This window comes from uncultured Phascolarctobacterium sp. (genome assembly GCF_905212365.1).
GTDB lineage: Bacteria > Bacillota > Negativicutes > Acidaminococcales > Acidaminococcaceae > Phascolarctobacterium_A.
On record NZ_CAJMEH010000007.1, the window covers coordinates 1 to 17761 of the forward strand.

A 17761-nucleotide genomic window follows, 5' to 3' on the forward strand; every position below is an offset into this window, starting at 1 on the left:
GAGCCTGCAGAATGTAAACCTTGTTATCGCGTTCGTCGACGCCCCATTCCATATCCATATAGCAGCCGTAGTGAGCTTCGATTTTCTTAGCGCAGGCGGCCAGTTCTTCAATTTGAACGTCGGTCAGCTTCTGCTCGTTCTGCTCGTCCAAGGGTACGCTGACTTCTTCGCAGTCGCCGTCTGCCTTGCGCACCAGCTTAATATCCTGGGCGTTGACGTTCTTTTCGATAATCTTGCCGGTAGCCTTTTCAATAGTATAGTTATCAGGAGTTACCGTGCCCTGCACTACATATTCGCCCAGGCCCCAGGCGCCTTCGATAAGAATATTCTTGTCGTCGCCGGTAGCTACGTTCACGGTAAACATAACGCCAGCGGCCTTGGAGAATACCATCATCTGCACTGCGGCGGACAGAGCCACGTCCAGATGGTCAAAGCCCTGCTTTTCACGGTAGTAAACGGCGCGGTCGGTAAAGCAGGAAGCATAGCATTCCTTAACCTTGGCTACGATAGTAGCCGCGCCCTTAACGTTCAAATAAGTATCCTGCTGGCCTGCAAAGCTGGCATCCGGCAGATCCTCGGCGGTAGCGCTGCTGCGCACGGCCACGAAAGGATCGGCTTGACCAACCTTTCTGCCCAGCTCCTCGTAAGCTTCGGCAATCAGATCCTGCAAATCCTGAGGCATTTCCTTATCCAGAATAGCCTGGCGAATTTTAGCGCAGACCTCGCGCAGCTGCGCGCTGTTATCCACGTCCAAGCCGGCAATCAGCTCTTTGATTTCCTCATACAGGCCGGTTTTCTCAAAGAAATATCTGTAAGCGCAGGCAGTCGTTGCAAAGCCATAGGGCACAGGTACGTCAACATGGGACGTCAATTCGCCTAAAGACGAGGATTTGCCGCCGGCAATCGCTACGTCTTTTCTTTCCAACTGATCAAACCACAGCAGAAACGCTTTTTCTTTCTCCATCATTTTTTACTCCTTTGCGATATGCTATACTTTTTATTGGGATATTACCTTAATATAGTGTATACTATATCACATTTACACAGCATATTCAAGTACGTTCGCAGATATTTTTCATATTTTTTGAAGCGCTCCGCCATTACTCGCGATAGATAGTAAGGACGGCGAAGAAAACGCAGGCGACGCCGCCTTTCCCCTTTGCAGGCACGTTAAAGCGTGCTAAAATAACAATAAACTAATACCATGTCAGGAGGATTACCCATGCTTACATATTACAGACAACCTGCCCCTATGCCTTTTTGGCGCCTGGACGACGGCCACGGCGATTATAACCGCAGCTATGAACGCAGCGACGACGATTTTGATTACGCCGACTATTCCACCGACCACCGCGACAATAACTTCCGCAATTATGAAAAGAAGCGCCGTAAGACCAATAAGGAAATTATTGAGGACCTGTTGAAGCGCTGGGACTGATACTTTAACTCTATTTTCACTTCTTCAAATTTCACTCCGATGGTCAAACGACAGCAATACTATGATTCCCTGAAAGAAGCAGCATAGGATACAAAATCCTTAAGGAAAATGTGTCAACTAATCTTGACAAAATCAATATGTGGCATATACAAAAAAACAGCGTGTCCAGATTAAAGCTTTTAATGTCAGAAGTATCCACGACTATGGGTACATTATATAATGCCGTTGCCATGGTAGTAAGCTTTTTCATCATTTCAACTCCTAGTGTTCATCATTATAGTAATTCCTGAGACAATATTTTTTGCTAATGTCCTCTTATTTTTCTGTATATTTTTATTAGTATACATTATTACTTTTTATTTCATATTATACAGTATTTGTCCCCCTGCATTTTGTTCGTAAAGATATTAGGTTCGTTGCTTGCCTATGCGCCAGTTATGAAACAGCCTACTTTTTTATTTTTTGGGGGGAAACAAGGGCGTGCAGCTTAATGCAAGCATAAAAAAAATACAGGCCGCATACATTTAACGTATACAGCCTGCGCTGAAAATTTTACTGATTTTAAGTTAAGCTATTTTATGCGCTGTGCTTCTGCGCCAAGCGCACGGCTATCTGCTCTACTTCCCCGTGCGGCACAGGCATACGCCCATGCGGCCCGTATGCCCCTGCTCCGCTCTGTACGAGCAAAACAGCTGGCTGTTATGCTCCGTGCAGACCTGCGACACGGCAATATGCTGCGGCAGCACACCTGCTTCCAACAATACTGCCCTGTTGTATTCCCACAAATCCAGCATATAATGCCCTGGTTTATCCGGAACAGCGGCAAAAAAGCGCTCATATCCCTGCGCTCTGCCGCGCACAAAATCATCCACCTCATAGCAGCACGCCCCAATGGAAGGGCCGATAGCCGCCAGAATATCCTGCGGCCTGCTGCCCAGGGCTTCCTGCATAGCTTGCACCGTTTTGGCAGCAATGCCAGCCACCGTACCGCGCCAGCCTGCATGGGCCAGGCCAATGGCTCCCGTGCGTTTATCCGCCAGCAGTATGGGAACGCAATCCGCATAAAACAATAGCAGCGGCACATTGGGCAGCGCCGTCACCAGCGCATCCGTCCCAGTCACCGTATCTGCCAAACTCAAGGCTCCCGCCCCCGCTAAAGCAGCGTCCACTACAGCCACCTTATCGCCATGTACCTGCTGGCAGGTAGTAAACTTATTGGTGTCCACGTCCAAAGCGGCGGCGAATAAATTCCGGTTACGCAGTACCTTGGCCGGGTCATCGCCCACATGCAGCGCCAAATTCAGCGTACCGGGAACCAGGTCGCTTTCGCCGTGCAAACGGCAGCTGCAAGCGTTGACGAAGCCTGCTTCGCTCAACAAAGGAAAGCTGCCAAACCAAATATTCTGTTTCTGGGTAATAATAAAATCCTGCATAGCTCTACTCCCGGCACACGCCGCAGCGGCGCCGGCCGTCGAAGCACATGGGCGTAAAGCGCCCCTCTGCGCTACGCTCCAGCTCCTTCGCCAAATATTCCATGGTCACGCCCATATCGAGATGCTGCCAGGGCAAGGGTTGTCCCACCCGCAGTCGGCGTTCCGCTAATTTCTCGGCATCCAAGCCACGCTCTTTAAGCGCAGCCTTAAAGGTGATATTTTCTATATGAGCCTGGAGCAGCGCCTCGCCAATACGGCGGTCGCCGCGAGCTAATACGGACTGAATTACAGTTTCCTTCAAAGATTCGGTAATCAACTTGATGCGTTTATTCTTCTTCAAGCCGTCGTTAAGCAGCTTAAAGCGTTTTTTCAGCGTGCGCACGCTGCACAGCGGCGACCATTGGTAAGGCGTAAAGGGCTTTGGCACAAAGCCGTTGACGCTGATGACCAGCTCGCCCTTGTTTCCCGCCACGTCCATTTCCTTGCGTATGCGCAGAATCATCTCCACGGTTTCCGCAATATCCTCGTCCTCCTCACCGGGAAGACCGATCATATAATACAGCTTGATATTGCGCATACCTGCCTCCGCCGCCAGCTCGATAGCGTTATAAACATGTTCTTCTGTAATGCCCTTATTAATGGCGGCGCCCATTCTTTCGCTGCCTGCCTCCGGCGCTACGGTCATCGTGCGCTGGCCGCTGGCCGCCAAGGCTGCGGCAATCTGCGGCGTCAGCATATCCGCCCGCATGGAAGCCACGCTGAAAGGAATCTGCCGCTCCACTAAATAAGCGGTTAACTCCGCCATCTGCGGATGGTCGCTGACCGCCGCGCCCATCAGCCCCACCTTTTTCGTGCGTGCGGGGCGGTTGGCAATATCCCGTAAGATATTTTCCAAGCTGCGGGGACGCGGCTTGCGGAAACAATATCCCGCCATGCAGAAACGGCAGTGGCGGCCGCAGCCCCGCGCCACCTCCACAATATACATATCCTCAAATTCCGTTCCGCTGGTCACGATAGCAGACGTATGCGGATAAGCGTCGATATCCCGCACCCACTGCCGGGCAATGGACGCAGGCGCACCGGCCTGCGGCTGCAAACGTACAAACTCGCCCTGCTCATCATACTGCTCCTTATAAAAAGAAGGCACATACACGCCGGGCAGCGCCGCCAAACGGCGCAGGCGCTCTTGCTTGCCGCTGCCTGCGTAAACCGCGTCTAAAATCCGCTGCACCGTTTCCTCGCCCTCGCCGATAACGAAAGCGTCGGCCACAGCGGCCAGCGGCTCCGGATTAAAGGTAGCGCAGGGGCCGCCGATAATCAGCAGCGGCTCCTTCTCGTTACGCTGCGCCGCCCGCAGCTTAATATTGCCTAAGTCCAGCACTGTCAGCAGATTATCGTAATCCATCTCAAAGGACAGCATGACGAAAATAACGGCAAAATCCGCTAAAGGCCGCCCGGTTTCAATGCTCAAAAGAGGGGTGCGGCTCTTGATATGCTCCTCCTGCATACGCTTATCGGGCAAAAAGAAACGCTCGCAGGCGCTGTCCCCGCGCGCGTTAATCAACTGATATAAAATATGCATGCCTAAATTAGACATTCCCAAATGATAAACATTAGGATAAACAAAGGCCACGGGATGGCGCAGCCCAGGCGGATAAGCCTGAGCGCCCCATTCGCCCTCCCTTGCAGCCTGCAAATAATTTTTTATCTTCCAGGACAAAGTATTTTCTCTCTCCTATTTACTAAGCTTCTTTTCGAACATATCGACCACGGTTTTCAGCACCTTCAAGCGGGCGTAATACTTATTGTTGCCCTCCACCACAATCCAGGGCGCGTAAGATGTATCCGTGCGCACCAGCATCTCGTTGACCGCCTGCTCGTAAGCCTCCCATTTGTCGCGGTTGCGCCAATCCTCGTCCGTAATTTTCCACTGCTTCATCGGGTCGTTCTGGCGTTCCGTAAAACGCCGCAGCTGCTCGTCCTTATCGATTTGCAGCCAGAACTTGGCGATGGCAAAGCCATGCTCCGCCCATTGGGCTTCCATATCCTTGATCTCGTCGTAAGCCCGTTGCCATTCGTGATTCTTAGCAAAGCCCTCGATGCGCTCCACCATTACGCGGCCGTACCAGGTGCGGTCAAAAATAGCGATATTGCCCGGACGCGGCAGATTCACCCAAAAACGCCATAAATAATGGAACTGCCGTTCCACCGCGTTAGGCGCGGCCACGGGATTCACGCTGAAGCCCAAGGGGTCCAGCGCGGCGGTCAAACGGCGGATAGCGCCGCCCTTACCGGCAGCATCCCAACCCTCAAAGCAAATCACCGTGGGAATCTGCGCTTTGAACATTTCTATCTGCAGCTGCTTCAGACGCTTTTGATATTTATCCAGCTTATCCTTATACTCGTCCTTGCCCATCTCTTGCGAAGCGTTGATCTTACTCAAAACGTCGTAGCTGGCGGCCGGACGCGCGACCGCAGGAACGACGGCAGGCGTATTTACAGCATTTTCAATCGTTTCCACAATGGACGTAATAATTTCCAGCTCGGCGCTGCGGCGGTCGTCGGCAGCGATCAAATGCCAGGGAGCGTTAGCCTTATCCGTAGCCTCCAGCATTTTCTCATACCGCCCTAAAAATTCCTCGTAGCGCGAGCTTTCGTCGATAGCTGGACTCACGTCGCGCCAGGCCTTGCCCAGTGTCTTGGAATTTTTGGCGATATTCTGCTTCTGTTGCTCCGGCGAAATATGCAGAAAATATTTCAGGATAATATAATTATCATCCGTCAGCATTTTTTCAAAATTGTTGATATGGTCAAAGGAAATATTCTGACAGCAGCGGCATTGCTCTTCCTTGGGTGAAAGCTCGATAGCGTTCTTTAAATAATACCAGCTGCGATGATATACCGCTATACTGCCCAAAGCCGGCAAATGCTGCCAGAAAAAGGTAAAAAAGGGCTCGTCGTGCAGCTCCTCGCCCATGCGCACAGTAGAATAAACCTTAAAGCCGCGGGCGTCCATCTGCTGCATCATAGTGTTAATCATCGTACTGCGGCGTGCTCCGCGCCAGCCCTCAAAAACGATGATGATCGGCTTTTTGGCCTCGCGGGCCAAACGCTGGGCCCGGCCCAGCCGCTTGCCCAAATCATCCATGATTCTGTTGAACTCTTCCTTCGTCACCTTTTTCTTCAAATCCAGCTTTTCTAACATCTTGCATCATCTCCTTAAAGCGTTTGCGCCTTTACAGCTGTTCTTCCGTTCCATAAGGGTTCAGGCTGCGCGGCTTTTCCAACACCTGCGACATAATAAAGCCCTGCACTAAGGCGCTGTGCTTCAGCTGCAGGCGCGGCTTACGCAGCTCCTCCTGCTTGGCGGCATAGCGTGCGCGAAAGGCTGCGGCCTGAGCGTTAAAGCGTTCTTCGTTATAGCTGTAATCCCCCCTGGGGTCGTAATAAACCTTACTCTTATCGTGTGCAAGAGCTTCGTTTTCTTTATGAATGCGTCCCTTATGCTCGTGCGGCGCTTCGTCGTCGCGGTGTATCCGCTGCCTGTCGCTGCGCAGCGGCTTAGCCTGCTCCTGCGCCGCAGGCGCATCGTCCGTAGTCTTTTTCAAGCGACGCTCAAATTCCGCCGCCAAATCAGGCTTATCTCCTGCGGCTTGCTGCTGCTGCTCTAGCTCGCCGGTTTCTCCATACTCATCTGCTTCGTATTCATCGTCATATTCCGGTTGCGGCCGTCGGCTGCCGCCGCGCAGAATCGTCTGCAAAATACCGCGCAGCAAAAGAAAAACCACCAGCACAGGGAAAAACGTTTCTATTAGATCAAACATGATTCAACCTCATTATTTACCGTTCTGCTTATCCGCTCCTTCTACAGCGTCCGGGCTTACCTCGGCGATAGTACGGCGCATCTGCGTATCGGCCTGAATATTATTCAAGCGGTAATAATCCATTACGCCCAGGCGGCCGCTTTCCAAAGCCGCTGCCATAGCAGCGGGAACTTTGGCCTGCGCTTCTACTACCTTCGCCTGCATTTCCTGAGTATAAGCCTTCATCTCCTGCTCCTTAGCCACAGCCATAGCGCGGCGTTCCTCAGCGCGGGCCTGAGCGATGCGCTTGTCGGCTTCGGCCTGGTCGGTCATCAAAGCTGCGCCGATGTTGCGGCCTACGTCGACGTCCGCAATATCGATGGACAGAATTTCAAAGGCAGTGCCTGCATCCAGGCCCTTGTTCAAAACAGTCTTGGAAATATGGTCGGGGTTTTCCAGCACCTTGCTGTGATTGTCGCTGGAGCCTACGTTAGTTACGATACCCTCGCCGACACGGGCAATAATCGTTGCCTCGCCTGCGCCGCCTACCAAACGGTCAATGTTGGCGCGCACAGTTACGCGAGCCTTTACCTTCAGCTCGATGCCGTCCTTAGCTACGGCGCTGACCACCGGCGTTTCAATAACTTCCGGATTAACGCTCATCTGTACTGCTTCCAAAACATTGCGGCCTGCCAAATCGATAGCGCAGCCGCGTTCAAAGCTCAAATCTATCTGCGCACGGTGCGCGGCAATCAAAGCGTCGATAACCCTGTCCACATTGCCGCCTGCCAGATAATGCGCTTCCAGCTGGTTAACATTCACGTCCAGCCCGGCCTTATTGGCTTTAATCAGCGGCAGTACGATCTGCGACGCGGGTACGCGGCGCAGACGCATACCAATAAGATTAAAGATACCCACATTAACGCCTGCGGCAATAGCACTGATCCACAAGCCAAGAGGTACAAAGTTCAAAAACACCACAACGCCCACGATAACCAGCACAAACATAATGCCGCTTCCAAAAATCACATCAAATAACATGTTCATAAGTCACTCCTTTACCCTATCGACAAAAATCTTGCTGCCCTCTGTTTTTACGATGCGCACCTGCGCGTTTTTAGGAATATAGTCTCCCAAGCTGCTCACGTCAAGCCTCTGCCCCTCGACCAACACCGTCCCGGCAGGGCGCAAAGCAGTCAGCGCAACGCCTTGCAGCCCGACAAACGCCGACAGGTCGCTGCCGCCGGTATATCCCTTGCTATTGCTTTGCTTATCCCACAAAACGAAGGGATTCCATTTGCTTTCACGCGGCAGATACAGGCACAGGACGGCAATGCCAACAGCCAGCAGCAAATAAAAGCCCAAAATAACGGACAGTGCCGTCATGCCACCGCCCAGCAGATAATAACCGCTCCAGCTCAGGCACAGCGTTCCGGCAATACCGAAAATACCGAAGCCCGGAATCAGCAATTCTATAAGCAGAAAAATGACGCCAACCGTCAAAACATAATACTCCATCGCCATAGGCATACCTCCTTTGATTTAATTTGCTTCTTAATCTTATTCTTATTATACCAGAAAACCCGCATAAAAGAAAATGAAATAACCGTGCCAACTTGCGTCAACACGGTTATCATAATCATTTGAGCAATTCACGAACTATAGCGTTAATGCGCTTTCCATCTGCGCGGCCCTTAGTTTTAGCCATTACAGCCGGCATCACCTTGCCCATATCCTTGGGGCTGGTAGCGCCGACAGCGGCAATTACTTCGGCTACGATGGCTTTCAGTTCGTCATCACCGAGAGCTTCGGGAAGATATTTCTTTAAAATAGCAATTTCTTCCTTAGCTTGGGCAACCAATTCTTCGCGTCCGGCTTTCTGGAATTCCTCCAGAGAGTCCTGCCGCATCTTGACCTCTTTCATCAGGACTGCAAGAACCTCATCGTCAGTGAGCTCCTTTTTGTCGTTGATTTCAGTGTTCTTAATATTAGCACGCACCATGCGGATAACGGATAAGCGCAGCTTGCCTGCTTCTCTGTCCTTCATGGCCTGCTTCATATCGTTAGTCAATTGGTCCTTTATAGACATACAGCCCGCCTCCAATTATCTGGTTTTACGTTTTCTGGCTGCTTCGGATTTTTTCTTACGGGCAACGCTGGGCTTTTCATAATGCTCGCGTTTTCTTACCTCAGAAAGAATGCCTGCCTTTTGGGTTGCTCTTTTAAATCTGCGCAGTGCGCTGTCTAAAGTTTCATTCTTGCCAACTTTAATTTCTGCCATCTGATCTCCCTCCCTCCACACACTTAGGGAAGTGTATATGCAAATTAAGTTTCAGGTGTTGCCACCTAAAAACACTTACTGACCTATTATACAGGAAAAGACAACTATTGTCAAGATTTTCAGCACGGAGGCCAGCCTAATACTTTGCCGCCGATCACATGGATATGCAGGTGCTTAACGGTTTGGCCGCCATCGTCGCCGGTGTTGATAACAACGCGAAAGCCCTTTTCGGCAATGCCTGTTTTTTCAGCGATCAGCTTAACCTTGCTCAGCATATACGCAACCAGCTCAGGGTCGGCTTCGACAATATTAGCGGTATGGTCCTTGGGCAGCAGCAGCACATGTACGGGAGCAGCCGGAGCCACGTCGTTAATCGCGATCATTTTATCGTCTTCATATACTTTGACAGAAGGGATATCGCCCTTGATGATTTTACAAAAAATACAATCCTCAGCCATGATTTACGCCTCCTCTTGTTACTTTAATTTATTATTCTATTTTGGCTTAACATTTTCCTGCTAACAGAACATATTGTGTTGCAAAAATATATTTCCTTTTGCAACATAATGTGCTACAATAAAATCAGTGCTACCATAACGGTAGGCGGTTGGCCCTCTACGGAGGGACTGTGACCCTCCGATGACATAGAAATCTAGTTCAACTAGAAATCTCGTGTATAAAGAGGGGTGATTCCCCATGTTGACCATAGACACTTTTGTGGGCATTCTTAGCTTCGGCGTTGCCTGCTTTGCTCTTGGTTATGCTTTAGGAGCTTCTTCGCATAGTAAAAAATAGCCGCCCACGCCAAGGATACGGCTATTTTTTAAATAAGCAATAATCCGAGGTCAACCGTCTATCGGTAGCACTCTTTCTATGCATATTGTACCACTATATTCAAAACGACGCAAGAAAAATTGTTTTTGCCTTCTACGGTAATACTGCCATAAACATTTTATAACAGCCGTCTGAGACCGCCTGCACTAACAAGCGGTCTTATTTTTTATGCCAGTTCGCCCGTCAGCCAATCGTCCTGCACGCCGGTGAGCTTAACGCGGCGAATTTCTCCCGCCAGCTCCGGCGTGCCGCGAACTACTACGCGCAGATACGGCCCGCACAAGCCCTCCATATGCTCCGCGTCCACAGGCTGCTCGAACAGCACCTCTTCCGTGCGCCCCACCATGGACGCCAGCGTTTCCTGATGCATGGCCGCGTCCAGCTCCGCCAGCTTGGCGGCGCGTTGCGCCTTTACCGCTTCGTCCACCTGATCGGACATCGTCGCAGCAGGCGTACCCTTGCGCTTGGAATAAGGAAAAATATGCATTTTGGCAAAGCCGCACTTACGCGCAAAGCTCAGAGTCGTCAGAAAATCCTCCTCTGTTTCTCCGGGAAAGCCCACAATAACGTCCGTAGTCACCGCCACATCAGGCACCTGTTGGCGAATGTCCTGCAATAATCTGGCAAAGCGCGCCGTATCATAAGGCCGGTGCATGGCCCACAGCACCTTATCGCAGCCGCTTTGCAGTGGCAGATGCAAATGCTTGCACAAACGCGGCTCTCGCGCCATCAGCTCCAGCAGCCGCGGCTCCACCTCCACCGATTCCAAACTGCCCAAACGCAGGCGGCGCACGCCCTCCACGCTTAAAGCGGCCTGCACCGCATCGTACAAGGTAACGTGCTGCCCCTCCTTAAGCAGCTCCTTACCGTAACAGCCCAAATGAATGCCGATAAGCACAACCTCCTTGTAACCCGCCGCCACCAGCTTGCCAACCTCCTCCCGGATGCCTGACAGGCTGCGGCTGCGCAGCGGCCCGCGGGCAAAGGGAATGATGCAGTAGGTGCAGTATTGATTGCAGCCCTCCTGAATTTTCAAAAAGGCCCGCGTCTTATCTGTTTCCGTGCCGACGCCCAGCTCCTCGAATTTAGTATCCACCGTCATCTGCTGCACATTATCCAAAATCGTTGTTTCCTTGCGCTCCAAGGCCTGCTCCACCAGCTCCACAATGCGGCCGCGCTCCTGATTGCCGATGATGACATCCACACCCTCGATAGCGCGAACCTCCTCCGGCGCAGTCTGCGGATAGCAGCCCGTAACCACTACCAACGACAGCGGGCTGCGGCGCACGGCGCGGTTAATTATCTGCCGCGATTTGCGTTGACCCGTATTCGTCACTACGCAGGTGTTAATCAAATAGATGTCAGCCTGCTCGGCAAAATCCACCACCTCATATCCGGCAGCGCGGAAAATCCCCTCCATGCTGGCAGTATCCGCCTGATTGACCTTACAGCCCAAGGTATAAAAAGCTATTTTTTTCATCTATGCTTAATCTCCTAAATCTCCCGTTTCATAAAAAATGGCGCTGATAGCCACCAGGCCAGCCGTTTCTGCCCGCAGTATCCGCCTGCCCAACGTGACCGGCACTGCCCCGGCCGACCGCGCCTGCTCCAGCTCGCTTTCGCTGATGCCGCCCTCCGGCCCGATAATCAGCAGCAGCTCGCTGATATTGGCGGCGTCCGCTTCTCGCAGCGCTGCTTTCAGGCTCAAACGGTCCTCGCACTCGTAAGCGATAATCTTCGTCTGGCAAGAATTGTTCGCCAGCATCTGCGCCATAGTCTGCACCGGCTGCACCTGTGGAATGATGTCCCGCTTACTCTGCTTGGCGGCGCTTTCGGCAATTTTCTGCCAGCGCTCCACCTTTTTGGCAGCCTTAACGCCCTCCAAGCGCACCACGGAATGCTCCATAGCTACCGGCACAATGCTGTAAGCCCCCATCTCCACAGCCTTCTGAATGATGAAATCCATCTTTTCGCCCTTAGCCAAACCCTGCGCCAGCACCAGCTTCACACGAGGCTCGTGGCTTTCGGCCAGTTTTTCCAGGCAGCGCACATAAACGCGCTCCCCGTCGATAGACGTGACCTGCGCCAAAGCGCTGACGCCGTCGTCGCTGACGATTTGCAGCTTATCGCCGGGCTGCATACGCAGAACCTTGCCGATATGGCGCGCGTCCACGCCCTCTAAATACATTTCTTCATTATATAATTGAGGTATAAAAAAACGATGCATAATTATCTCCTAAAATTATTAGTAATTCTTGTTTTTACACATCTATCTATACAGCAGCACACGCCTTGAAAATTATAATCAACATCATAATTACTAAATCTTAATACTAAAATGTTATACGCTTCTAGAACTTTAGTACGTTCAAAATCATAGGCTTTCCCTTGTTCAGTAAAATGATGCTCTCCATCCAGTTCAACAACCAAAGCAGCTTTATGACAATAAAAATCAACTATAAAATTATCTATAGTTTTTTGTCTTTGAAAGCGAATTGGATACTTTCGTAAAAAATATATCCATAAATAAGCTTCTTGCTTAGTCATATTTCTTCGCAAGGCCCTAGCTCTAGGTATTAATTTGCGATTATATTTAAGAGACAGCTGTGTCACCCCTTGTTTAATATAATCTCCCCCTGCCTCGCATTCGCTCGGCATCCCCCTCTAAGAGGGGGAACAACACGTACATCTATGCCCTCATTTTGTGCCCCCTCCTTGAGGGGGCTGTCACCGCAGGTGACTGGGGGAGTTTCAACGCGCAATTATCTTTTCCTCATCTGCATCACAACCCAACCGCCGCGCCTATCCACAGCGTCCACCTGCATACCCTGCCGCTCCGCCTCCGCCGCTACGTCAGCCATGCGCTCCTCGATAATGCCGCTGGCCAAAAACAGACCTCCGTCCTTCAGCTTACCGGGAACGTCCTTTAGCAGCAGAATAATAATATCGGCGATAATATTAGCGATAATCACATCCGCTGTACCCTCGGTACCATGCAGCAAATCGCCCTCGCGCACCTCAATCTTGTCGCTCAAATGATTGTCCGCCACATTCTCACGGGCTACGCGCACAGCCACGCCGTCGATATCCACCGCCTTGACCTCTTTAGCGCCGCACAGCGCAGCTGCAATAGCCAAAATGCCGCTGCCGGTTCCCACGTCAAAAACGACTGCGTCCTTGGGCAGCACTCGCTCCAAGCGCTCCATCATCATATTCGTAGTGTGGTGCGTGCCCGTGCCAAAGGCCATACCCGGGTCAATTTCGATAACATGCTCCCCAGCCTCAGGCTCGTATTCCTCCCAGCTGGGCTTAATCACCAGCGATTTGCCCACATGAGTCACATGAAAATACTGTTTCCATTCATTGGCCCAGTCCTGCTCGGACACGCGCCGGAAACGGGTATTGCTAAAGCGGTACTTGCCGATGCGCTTCTCAACCTCCTGCAAGGCAGCTTCAATCTGCGCCAAACGCCGCTGCAGCTTATCATCGTCCGCATAATAGCCGCTGACCGTCACCACCTCGGTATTCTGCTGCTCCGGAATATCGCACAGCTCCCACGTGCCGCTGCTGCGCAGCTCGTTAATCAGCTGCGGGTCCTCGATAGCAACGCCCTTAGACCCGGCCTCGGTCAAAATATCCGAAACAGCCTCTACTGCCTCGTGCGTCACAGCCACATTAACCTCTATCCAATCGTTCATCTATTCTCAAGCTCCCTTCACAAAATTTTGTCACTTGCTTATTTATCATTATATTATACACTATCACGCTATGAATTGTATATAATATCTGTGATATTCTCTTGACGGCGGCAACGCGAAAACGTATACTGTAATTATGTTATTACGGATAAGAAGAAACTAGAGCTATAAATCGCTTTTATCCAACTTATCCTAAAATAACGCATTGTATTGTTATTGTAAAATAAGGGAAAAAAAGGAAGTGCCGCAATGCTCACATTAGACAAAATCTACCACGCTTCTTTCGTACTCAAAAGCGTGGCGCGTAAAACCGACCTCATTGCCGCACCCCACCTTTGCGAAGACCAGGACCTGTATTTAAAAACAGAAAACCTGCAGGTCACCGGCAGCTTTAAGGTGCGCGGCGCATACTACAAAATTAGCCAGTTAAACGAAGAAGAACGCGCTAAAGGCGTTATCGCCTGCAGCGCCGGCAACCACGCCCAGGGCGTAGCGCTGGCAGCCACCAGCATGGGCATTAAAAGCGTCATCTGTATGCCCGACGGCGCGCCCATTATGAAAGTAGAAAACACCAAACGCCTGGGCGCTCATGTAGAGCTGGTGCCCGGCGCTTATGACGAAGCCCATGACCGTGCCGTGCAAATGCAGGAGGAAACGGGCATGACCTTCATTCATCCCTACGACGACGAGCTTGTTATCGCCGGTCAGGGCAGCATCGGTCTGGAAATTCTCGACCAGCTGCCGGACGTAGAAGCAGTTATTGTGCCCATCGGCGGCGGCGGCCTTATTTCCGGCGTAGCCTTCGCCATTAAAAGCCTGCGTCCCGACGTTAAGGTTTACGGCGTACAGGCGGCAGGCGCAGCCAGCATGTACAACGCTTACCACGACCATAAATACGGAACGCTGGAGCAAGTCAACACCTTTGCCGACGGCATCGCCGTAAAAACTCCCGGTGAAAATACCTACGAGCTCATCAGCAAATATGTGGACGATATCGTAACCGTCAGCGAGGATGAAATCGCAACCGCCATTCTTACCCTGATGGAAAAGCAAAAGCTTATCGCCGAGGGCGCAGGCGCTACTCCCGTAGCCGCAGCTCTTTTCAACAAACTGCCCATCGAGGGCAAAAAGACCGTCTGCCTGGTATCCGGCGGCAATATCGACGTTAATATTCTCTCCCGCGTCATCACCCGCGGCCAAGTAACCAGCGGCCGCAAAACCAATCTGATGATTGCGCTGGAGGATAAGCCCGGCCAGCTCACCATGGTCAGCGACATCGTCAGCCGCTGCGGCGCTAACGTCATCAGCGTCCATCACGACCGCAGCGACGCCAACATGGCTATCACCAGCTGCTTCTTAAAGCTGGGGCTGGAAACCCGCGACAAAGAACAAATCGCCGAAATCAAAGCCAAGCTTACTGCCGCAGGCTTTAAGCTGGTCAACGAACGCGTATAACAGCATAAAGCTATCCCCCGTTTATCACAGATAAGCGGGGGATTTTTAGTTCCATATTTATTTGCACAAATCCACAGGCAGCAGAGCGCGTAAACCGTTGCTGCAGGCAAATTCGTCGGCCTGCACCCGAAACACCTGCTCTAAAAGCTGCGCCGTTACAATCTCTTGGGGTTCGCCGCAGGTCACCAAGCGTCCCTGCTTGATTACCGCCACATAATCGGCGTACTGAATAGCGTGGTTCAAATCGTGAATAACCATGACTACTGTCAGCCCCAGCTCCCGGTTCAGCTTGAGCAAAAGCTGCATTACCTCCAGCTGGTGGCAAATATCCAAATAAGTCGTCGGCTCGTCCAGCAGCAAAACCTGGGGCCGCTGTGCCAGCGCCATGGCAATCCAGGCCCGCTGACGCTCGCCGCCGCTTAAAGTATGCAGCAGCCGCCCGCGCATTCCCGTCATATTAGTCTGCTCCAAAGCCCATTCCACATGCCGGCCGTCGTCCTTAGCGCCGCGCCCTAAAAAGCCGCGGTGCGGAAAACGCCCCATCTCCGCCAAATCCTGCACCGTTAAATCGGCAGGAGCCTGCGGCCCCTGAGTCAAAATTGCCAGACATTGAGCCAGCTCGCGGTGGCTGAAATTCTTTATATCCCGACCCTTAAAGACAACGCTGCCCTGCTGGCAGGGCCAGATGCGGGACAAAGCCTTCAGCGTCGTACTCTTGCCGCAGCCGTTAGGCCCGATGATAGCTGTAATCTTCCCTTCGGGAATTTGCAGGGATAAATCGTGCACGATAGTTTTATTGTTGATGCCAATATCGATATGCTTGGCTTCCAAAATCGGCTGCATCATATTTCCCTCCTCAGCAAAAATAAAAAGAAGGGCGCGCCTAAAAAGGCCATAATGATGCCCACAGGCAACTCAATAGGCGCAAAAACAATACGGGCGAAGGTGTCGCTCAGCGTTACAATAGCGATGCCCAGCAGCGCGGAAGCAGGCAAAAGATAGCGGTAGTCGCTGCCAATCAGCAGTCTTGCCGCATGGGGCACTACCAGGCCGACAAAGCCCAACAGCCCTACGACGCTGACGGCGCTGGCAGCTAAAAGAGCCGCCACGGCGGTCAGCAGCACCCGCGTTACCTCCACGTTAATGCCCAGCCCTCGCGCCATTTCGTCGCCCAGCTGTAAAATATTCAGATAGGCCGCGCTGGCCAAAGCCAAAAGCAGGCCGATTACCGCATACGGCAGAATAATCTGCACATGGGGCCAGCTGCGCGCCGCCAGGCCGCCCACCATCCACATCAACGCGCCGTGTACCCGATCGCTGTAAAAAATCATCAGGCCGCTGATACCTGCGCTCAAAAAAGCGGATACCGCCACGCCGGCCAGAATAATTCGCACCGGCTTAATGCCGTTTTTCCACGCCAAAATATAAATGCACACCGCCGCCAGCATAGCGCCGACAAAAGCCGCAGGCGTAATCAAATATTCCAGCGCCGGGAACAAAATCATAATCGCCACACCGGCCAGGCCAGCGCCGGACGAAATGCCGATAATATGCGGGTCAGCCAGAGGATTGCGCATAATCGCCTGCAAAATAGCGCCGGACAAGGACAAATTAACGCCCACCAGCGCTCCCACAATGGTGCGTGGCATACGTATATTCCAAATAATCTGGCTTTGCGGGTCCGTGCCGGGGTTTAGCAGAATATCGGCAATCTGCCGCATAGTAATCACGCTGGAGCCTTTCGTCAGGCTCAAAAAGGAACCCGCCAGCGCCAAGGCCAAAAAAAACAGCAAAATACCTGCCCGCCAAACGCTGCGGCCCACGCCAAAGCGTTCTACAGTTTGCGAAACCTCCGCTTGTTTATTTTCCATTCTTAAAAACCTCTGGATAAACCTGCTGCGCCATATATTTTACCGCTTCGGGGTAGCGCAGTCCGGGATTGATTAAAAACAGCTTTTCCGGCAGCACATAAACATGACCCTGCTGCACGGCCCGCAGGCTGTTCCACGCCGGATTCTGCTTAAAGTCGCTGCGCAGGCGGTTTTCTATTTCCTCCGGCTTGCCCATAGAGGTAATGAATAAAACATCGGGGTCCTGCCCTACCAGGCTTTCCATGCTGTAGGGCGTTTTATCTGATTTACCTTGCAAAGCCGCTGCCGCCACATTTTCAAAGCCCAAAAGGTCGCTGACGCAGCCCGCGATACTGCGCGAGCCTTCCACCGTCACGCTGCTGGCCGTTGCGTGCATAATAACAACCCGTTTCTTATCCTTAGGCAGCTTTGCAGTTACGGAGGCAATTTCCTTATCCAGCAAAGCGTTCTCTGCCGCAGCTTTGTCCTGCGCGCCATAAATCTCGCCTAATGTCGTGACAGTTTGCTTCACCTCGTCGTAGGTTTTAGCGTCGAACTCAATAACATTGATATTATTGGAGGTCAGCAGCGGCACAAATTTTTCGTGCTGATTTTTCCCTGCCAGTACTAAATCAGGCTTCAGCGCCACTAAGCTTTCCATATTTATATTATAGACCAGTCCTATCTCCGGCACGTCCTTCATAGAAGCGGGCACCGTCCCTACCTTCGACGTGGCTCTCCCTGCCAGCTTGCCGCCCACCGCGTCGATCATACCCAAATAAGACGGACTCAGGCTTACTATCCGCTCCGGTTTCTTAGTCAAAGTCACCTGCCGCCCCGCAGCGTCCGTCAGCTGCAAATAGGCCTTGCCGCCGCCGGCCTCCTTTTGCTCGCCGCCGCAGCCTGCCAGCGTCAACATTATGGTACAAAGTAAAGCACAAGCCAATTTTTGTAATTGCATAATTTACC

The 17761-nt window shown here is 51.9% G+C and carries 19 protein-coding genes; 2 read left to right on the plus strand and 17 right to left on the minus strand.

Features of this window, described 5'->3' with window-relative positions:
* Positions 1-964 (minus strand): PEP/pyruvate-binding domain-containing protein (locus QZ105_RS02255; protein ID WP_366935962.1); only part of this gene is annotated, 964 nt, incomplete at its 3' end.
* Positions 965-1222: 258 nt separating this feature from the next.
* Here QZ105_RS02255 and QZ105_RS02260 point away from each other — a divergent pair.
* Positions 1223-1438 (plus strand): hypothetical protein, encoded by a 216-nt coding sequence (locus tag QZ105_RS02260; RefSeq protein WP_293728230.1) that lies wholly within the window; start codon positions 1223-1225, stop codon positions 1436-1438.
* Between the two features lie 617 nt (positions 1439-2055).
* On the opposite strand, the gene pgeF is transcribed toward QZ105_RS02260, so the two are convergent.
* The 13 genes from pgeF to prmA form a co-directional block, all read right to left on the minus strand.
* Positions 2056-2871 carry a peptidoglycan editing factor PgeF gene (gene pgeF, locus QZ105_RS02265; protein WP_293728231.1) on the minus strand — a complete coding sequence of 272 codons (816 nt, stop codon included), beginning with the start codon at positions 2869-2871 and terminating at the stop codon, positions 2056-2058.
* A 4-nt stretch (positions 2872-2875) separates the two neighbouring features.
* A complete protein-coding gene (locus QZ105_RS02270) occupies positions 2876-4591 on the minus strand; it encodes a radical SAM protein (protein WP_293728232.1) in 1716 nt (571 codons plus the stop codon).
* A 15-nt stretch (positions 4592-4606) separates the two neighbouring features.
* A complete protein-coding gene (pap, locus tag QZ105_RS02275; protein ID WP_293728233.1) occupies positions 4607-6076 on the minus strand; it encodes a polyphosphate:AMP phosphotransferase in 1470 nt (489 codons plus the stop codon).
* A gap of 31 nt (positions 6077-6107) precedes the next feature.
* Positions 6108-6695 (minus strand): hypothetical protein, encoded by a 588-nt coding sequence (locus QZ105_RS02280; protein WP_293728234.1) that lies wholly within the window; start codon positions 6693-6695, stop codon positions 6108-6110.
* 12 nt (positions 6696-6707) lie between these two features.
* Positions 6708-7721, minus strand: a complete 1014-nt coding sequence (floA, locus tag QZ105_RS02285) for a flotillin-like protein FloA (RefSeq protein ID WP_293728235.1) — start codon at positions 7719-7721, stop codon at positions 6708-6710.
* Positions 7722-7724: 3 nt separating this feature from the next.
* Entirely contained in the window at positions 7725-8198 is a 474-nt protein-coding gene (locus QZ105_RS02290; protein ID WP_293728236.1) for an NfeD family protein, read from the minus strand.
* A gap of 115 nt (positions 8199-8313) precedes the next feature.
* On the minus strand, positions 8314-8763 hold the full coding sequence (locus tag QZ105_RS02295) for a GatB/YqeY domain-containing protein (protein ID WP_293728237.1): 450 nt from the start codon (positions 8761-8763) through the stop codon (positions 8314-8316).
* Positions 8764-8778: 15 nt separating this feature from the next.
* Entirely contained in the window at positions 8779-8955 is a 177-nt protein-coding gene (gene rpsU, locus QZ105_RS02300) for a 30S ribosomal protein S21 (RefSeq protein WP_021720854.1), read from the minus strand.
* 119 nt (positions 8956-9074) lie between these two features.
* On the minus strand, positions 9075-9413 hold the full coding sequence (locus QZ105_RS02305; RefSeq protein WP_293728238.1) for a histidine triad nucleotide-binding protein: 339 nt from the start codon (positions 9411-9413) through the stop codon (positions 9075-9077).
* A gap of 542 nt (positions 9414-9955) precedes the next feature.
* The gene (gene mtaB / locus QZ105_RS02310) at positions 9956-11269 is read right to left on the minus strand and encodes a tRNA (N(6)-L-threonylcarbamoyladenosine(37)-C(2))-methylthiotransferase MtaB (protein WP_293728239.1); all 1314 of its coding nucleotides are present in this window, start codon (positions 11267-11269) and stop codon (positions 9956-9958) included.
* 6 nt (positions 11270-11275) lie between these two features.
* Positions 11276-12016, minus strand: coding sequence for a 16S rRNA (uracil(1498)-N(3))-methyltransferase (locus QZ105_RS02315; protein ID WP_293728240.1), 741 nt, complete (start codon positions 12014-12016; stop codon positions 11276-11278).
* A gap of 2 nt (positions 12017-12018) precedes the next feature.
* Positions 12019-12447, minus strand: coding sequence for an endonuclease domain-containing protein (locus tag QZ105_RS02320; protein WP_293728241.1), 429 nt, complete (start codon positions 12445-12447; stop codon positions 12019-12021).
* A 104-nt stretch (positions 12448-12551) separates the two neighbouring features.
* Positions 12552-13487, minus strand: a complete 936-nt coding sequence (gene prmA / locus QZ105_RS02325) for a 50S ribosomal protein L11 methyltransferase (protein WP_293728242.1) — start codon at positions 13485-13487, stop codon at positions 12552-12554.
* Between the two features lie 249 nt (positions 13488-13736).
* Between prmA and ilvA the strand changes: the two genes are divergently transcribed.
* The gene (ilvA, locus tag QZ105_RS02330) at positions 13737-14942 is read left to right on the plus strand and encodes a threonine ammonia-lyase (protein WP_293728243.1); all 1206 of its coding nucleotides are present in this window, start codon (positions 13737-13739) and stop codon (positions 14940-14942) included.
* Between the two features lie 57 nt (positions 14943-14999).
* On the opposite strand, the gene QZ105_RS02335 is transcribed toward ilvA, so the two are convergent.
* Genes QZ105_RS02335 through QZ105_RS02345 form a run of 3 tightly spaced genes read right to left on the minus strand, consistent with a single transcriptional unit; the run spans position 15000 to position 17753 of the window.
* Positions 15000-15788, minus strand: coding sequence for an ABC transporter ATP-binding protein (locus QZ105_RS02335; RefSeq protein ID WP_293728244.1), 789 nt, complete (start codon positions 15786-15788; stop codon positions 15000-15002).
* Entirely contained in the window at positions 15785-16813 is a 1029-nt protein-coding gene (locus tag QZ105_RS02340) for an iron ABC transporter permease (RefSeq protein ID WP_293728245.1), read from the minus strand. Before QZ105_RS02340 ends, QZ105_RS02335 begins: the two co-directional genes overlap by 4 nt.
* Positions 16803-17753 (minus strand): ABC transporter substrate-binding protein, encoded by a 951-nt coding sequence (locus QZ105_RS02345; RefSeq protein WP_293728246.1) that lies wholly within the window; start codon positions 17751-17753, stop codon positions 16803-16805. The genes QZ105_RS02340 and QZ105_RS02345 overlap by 11 nt, the downstream gene beginning before the upstream one ends.
* Positions 17754-17761 lie beyond the last annotated feature (8 nt).

Excerpts from the sequence above, each read along its gene's own strand:
- rpsU (WP_021720854.1), bottom strand. The coding sequence starts at position 8,955 with ATGGCAGAAATTAAAGTTGGCAAGAATGAAACTTTAGACAGCGCACTG.
- QZ105_RS02295 (WP_293728237.1), bottom strand. The coding sequence starts at position 8,763 with ATGTCTATAAAGGACCAATTGACTAACGATATGAAGCAGGCCATGAAG.
- ilvA (WP_293728243.1), top strand. The coding sequence starts at position 13,737 with ATGCTCACATTAGACAAAATCTACCACGCTTCTTTCGTACTCAAAAGC.
- pap (WP_293728233.1), bottom strand. The coding sequence starts at position 6,076 with ATGTTAGAAAAGCTGGATTTGAAGAAAAAGGTGACGAAGGAAGAGTTC.
- QZ105_RS02290 (WP_293728236.1), bottom strand. The coding sequence starts at position 8,198 with ATGGCGATGGAGTATTATGTTTTGACGGTTGGCGTCATTTTTCTGCTT.
- QZ105_RS02320 (WP_293728241.1), bottom strand. The coding sequence starts at position 12,447 with ATGCCGAGCGAATGCGAGGCAGGGGGAGATTATATTAAACAAGGGGTG.
- QZ105_RS02340 (WP_293728245.1), bottom strand. The coding sequence starts at position 16,813 with ATGGAAAATAAACAAGCGGAGGTTTCGCAAACTGTAGAACGCTTTGGC.
- mtaB (WP_293728239.1), bottom strand. The coding sequence starts at position 11,269 with ATGAAAAAAATAGCTTTTTATACCTTGGGCTGTAAGGTCAATCAGGCG.
- QZ105_RS02335 (WP_293728244.1), bottom strand. The coding sequence starts at position 15,788 with ATGATGCAGCCGATTTTGGAAGCCAAGCATATCGATATTGGCATCAAC.
- QZ105_RS02305 (WP_293728238.1), bottom strand. The coding sequence starts at position 9,413 with ATGGCTGAGGATTGTATTTTTTGTAAAATCATCAAGGGCGATATCCCT.
- QZ105_RS02280 (WP_293728234.1), bottom strand. The coding sequence starts at position 6,695 with ATGTTTGATCTAATAGAAACGTTTTTCCCTGTGCTGGTGGTTTTTCTT.
- QZ105_RS02260 (WP_293728230.1), top strand. The coding sequence starts at position 1,223 with ATGCTTACATATTACAGACAACCTGCCCCTATGCCTTTTTGGCGCCTG.
- pgeF (WP_293728231.1), bottom strand. The coding sequence starts at position 2,871 with ATGCAGGATTTTATTATTACCCAGAAACAGAATATTTGGTTTGGCAGC.
- floA (WP_293728235.1), bottom strand. The coding sequence starts at position 7,721 with ATGAACATGTTATTTGATGTGATTTTTGGAAGCGGCATTATGTTTGTG.
- QZ105_RS02345 (WP_293728246.1), bottom strand. The coding sequence starts at position 17,753 with ATGCAATTACAAAAATTGGCTTGTGCTTTACTTTGTACCATAATGTTG.
- QZ105_RS02315 (WP_293728240.1), bottom strand. The coding sequence starts at position 12,016 with ATGCATCGTTTTTTTATACCTCAATTATATAATGAAGAAATGTATTTA.
- prmA (WP_293728242.1), bottom strand. The coding sequence starts at position 13,487 with ATGAACGATTGGATAGAGGTTAATGTGGCTGTGACGCACGAGGCAGTA.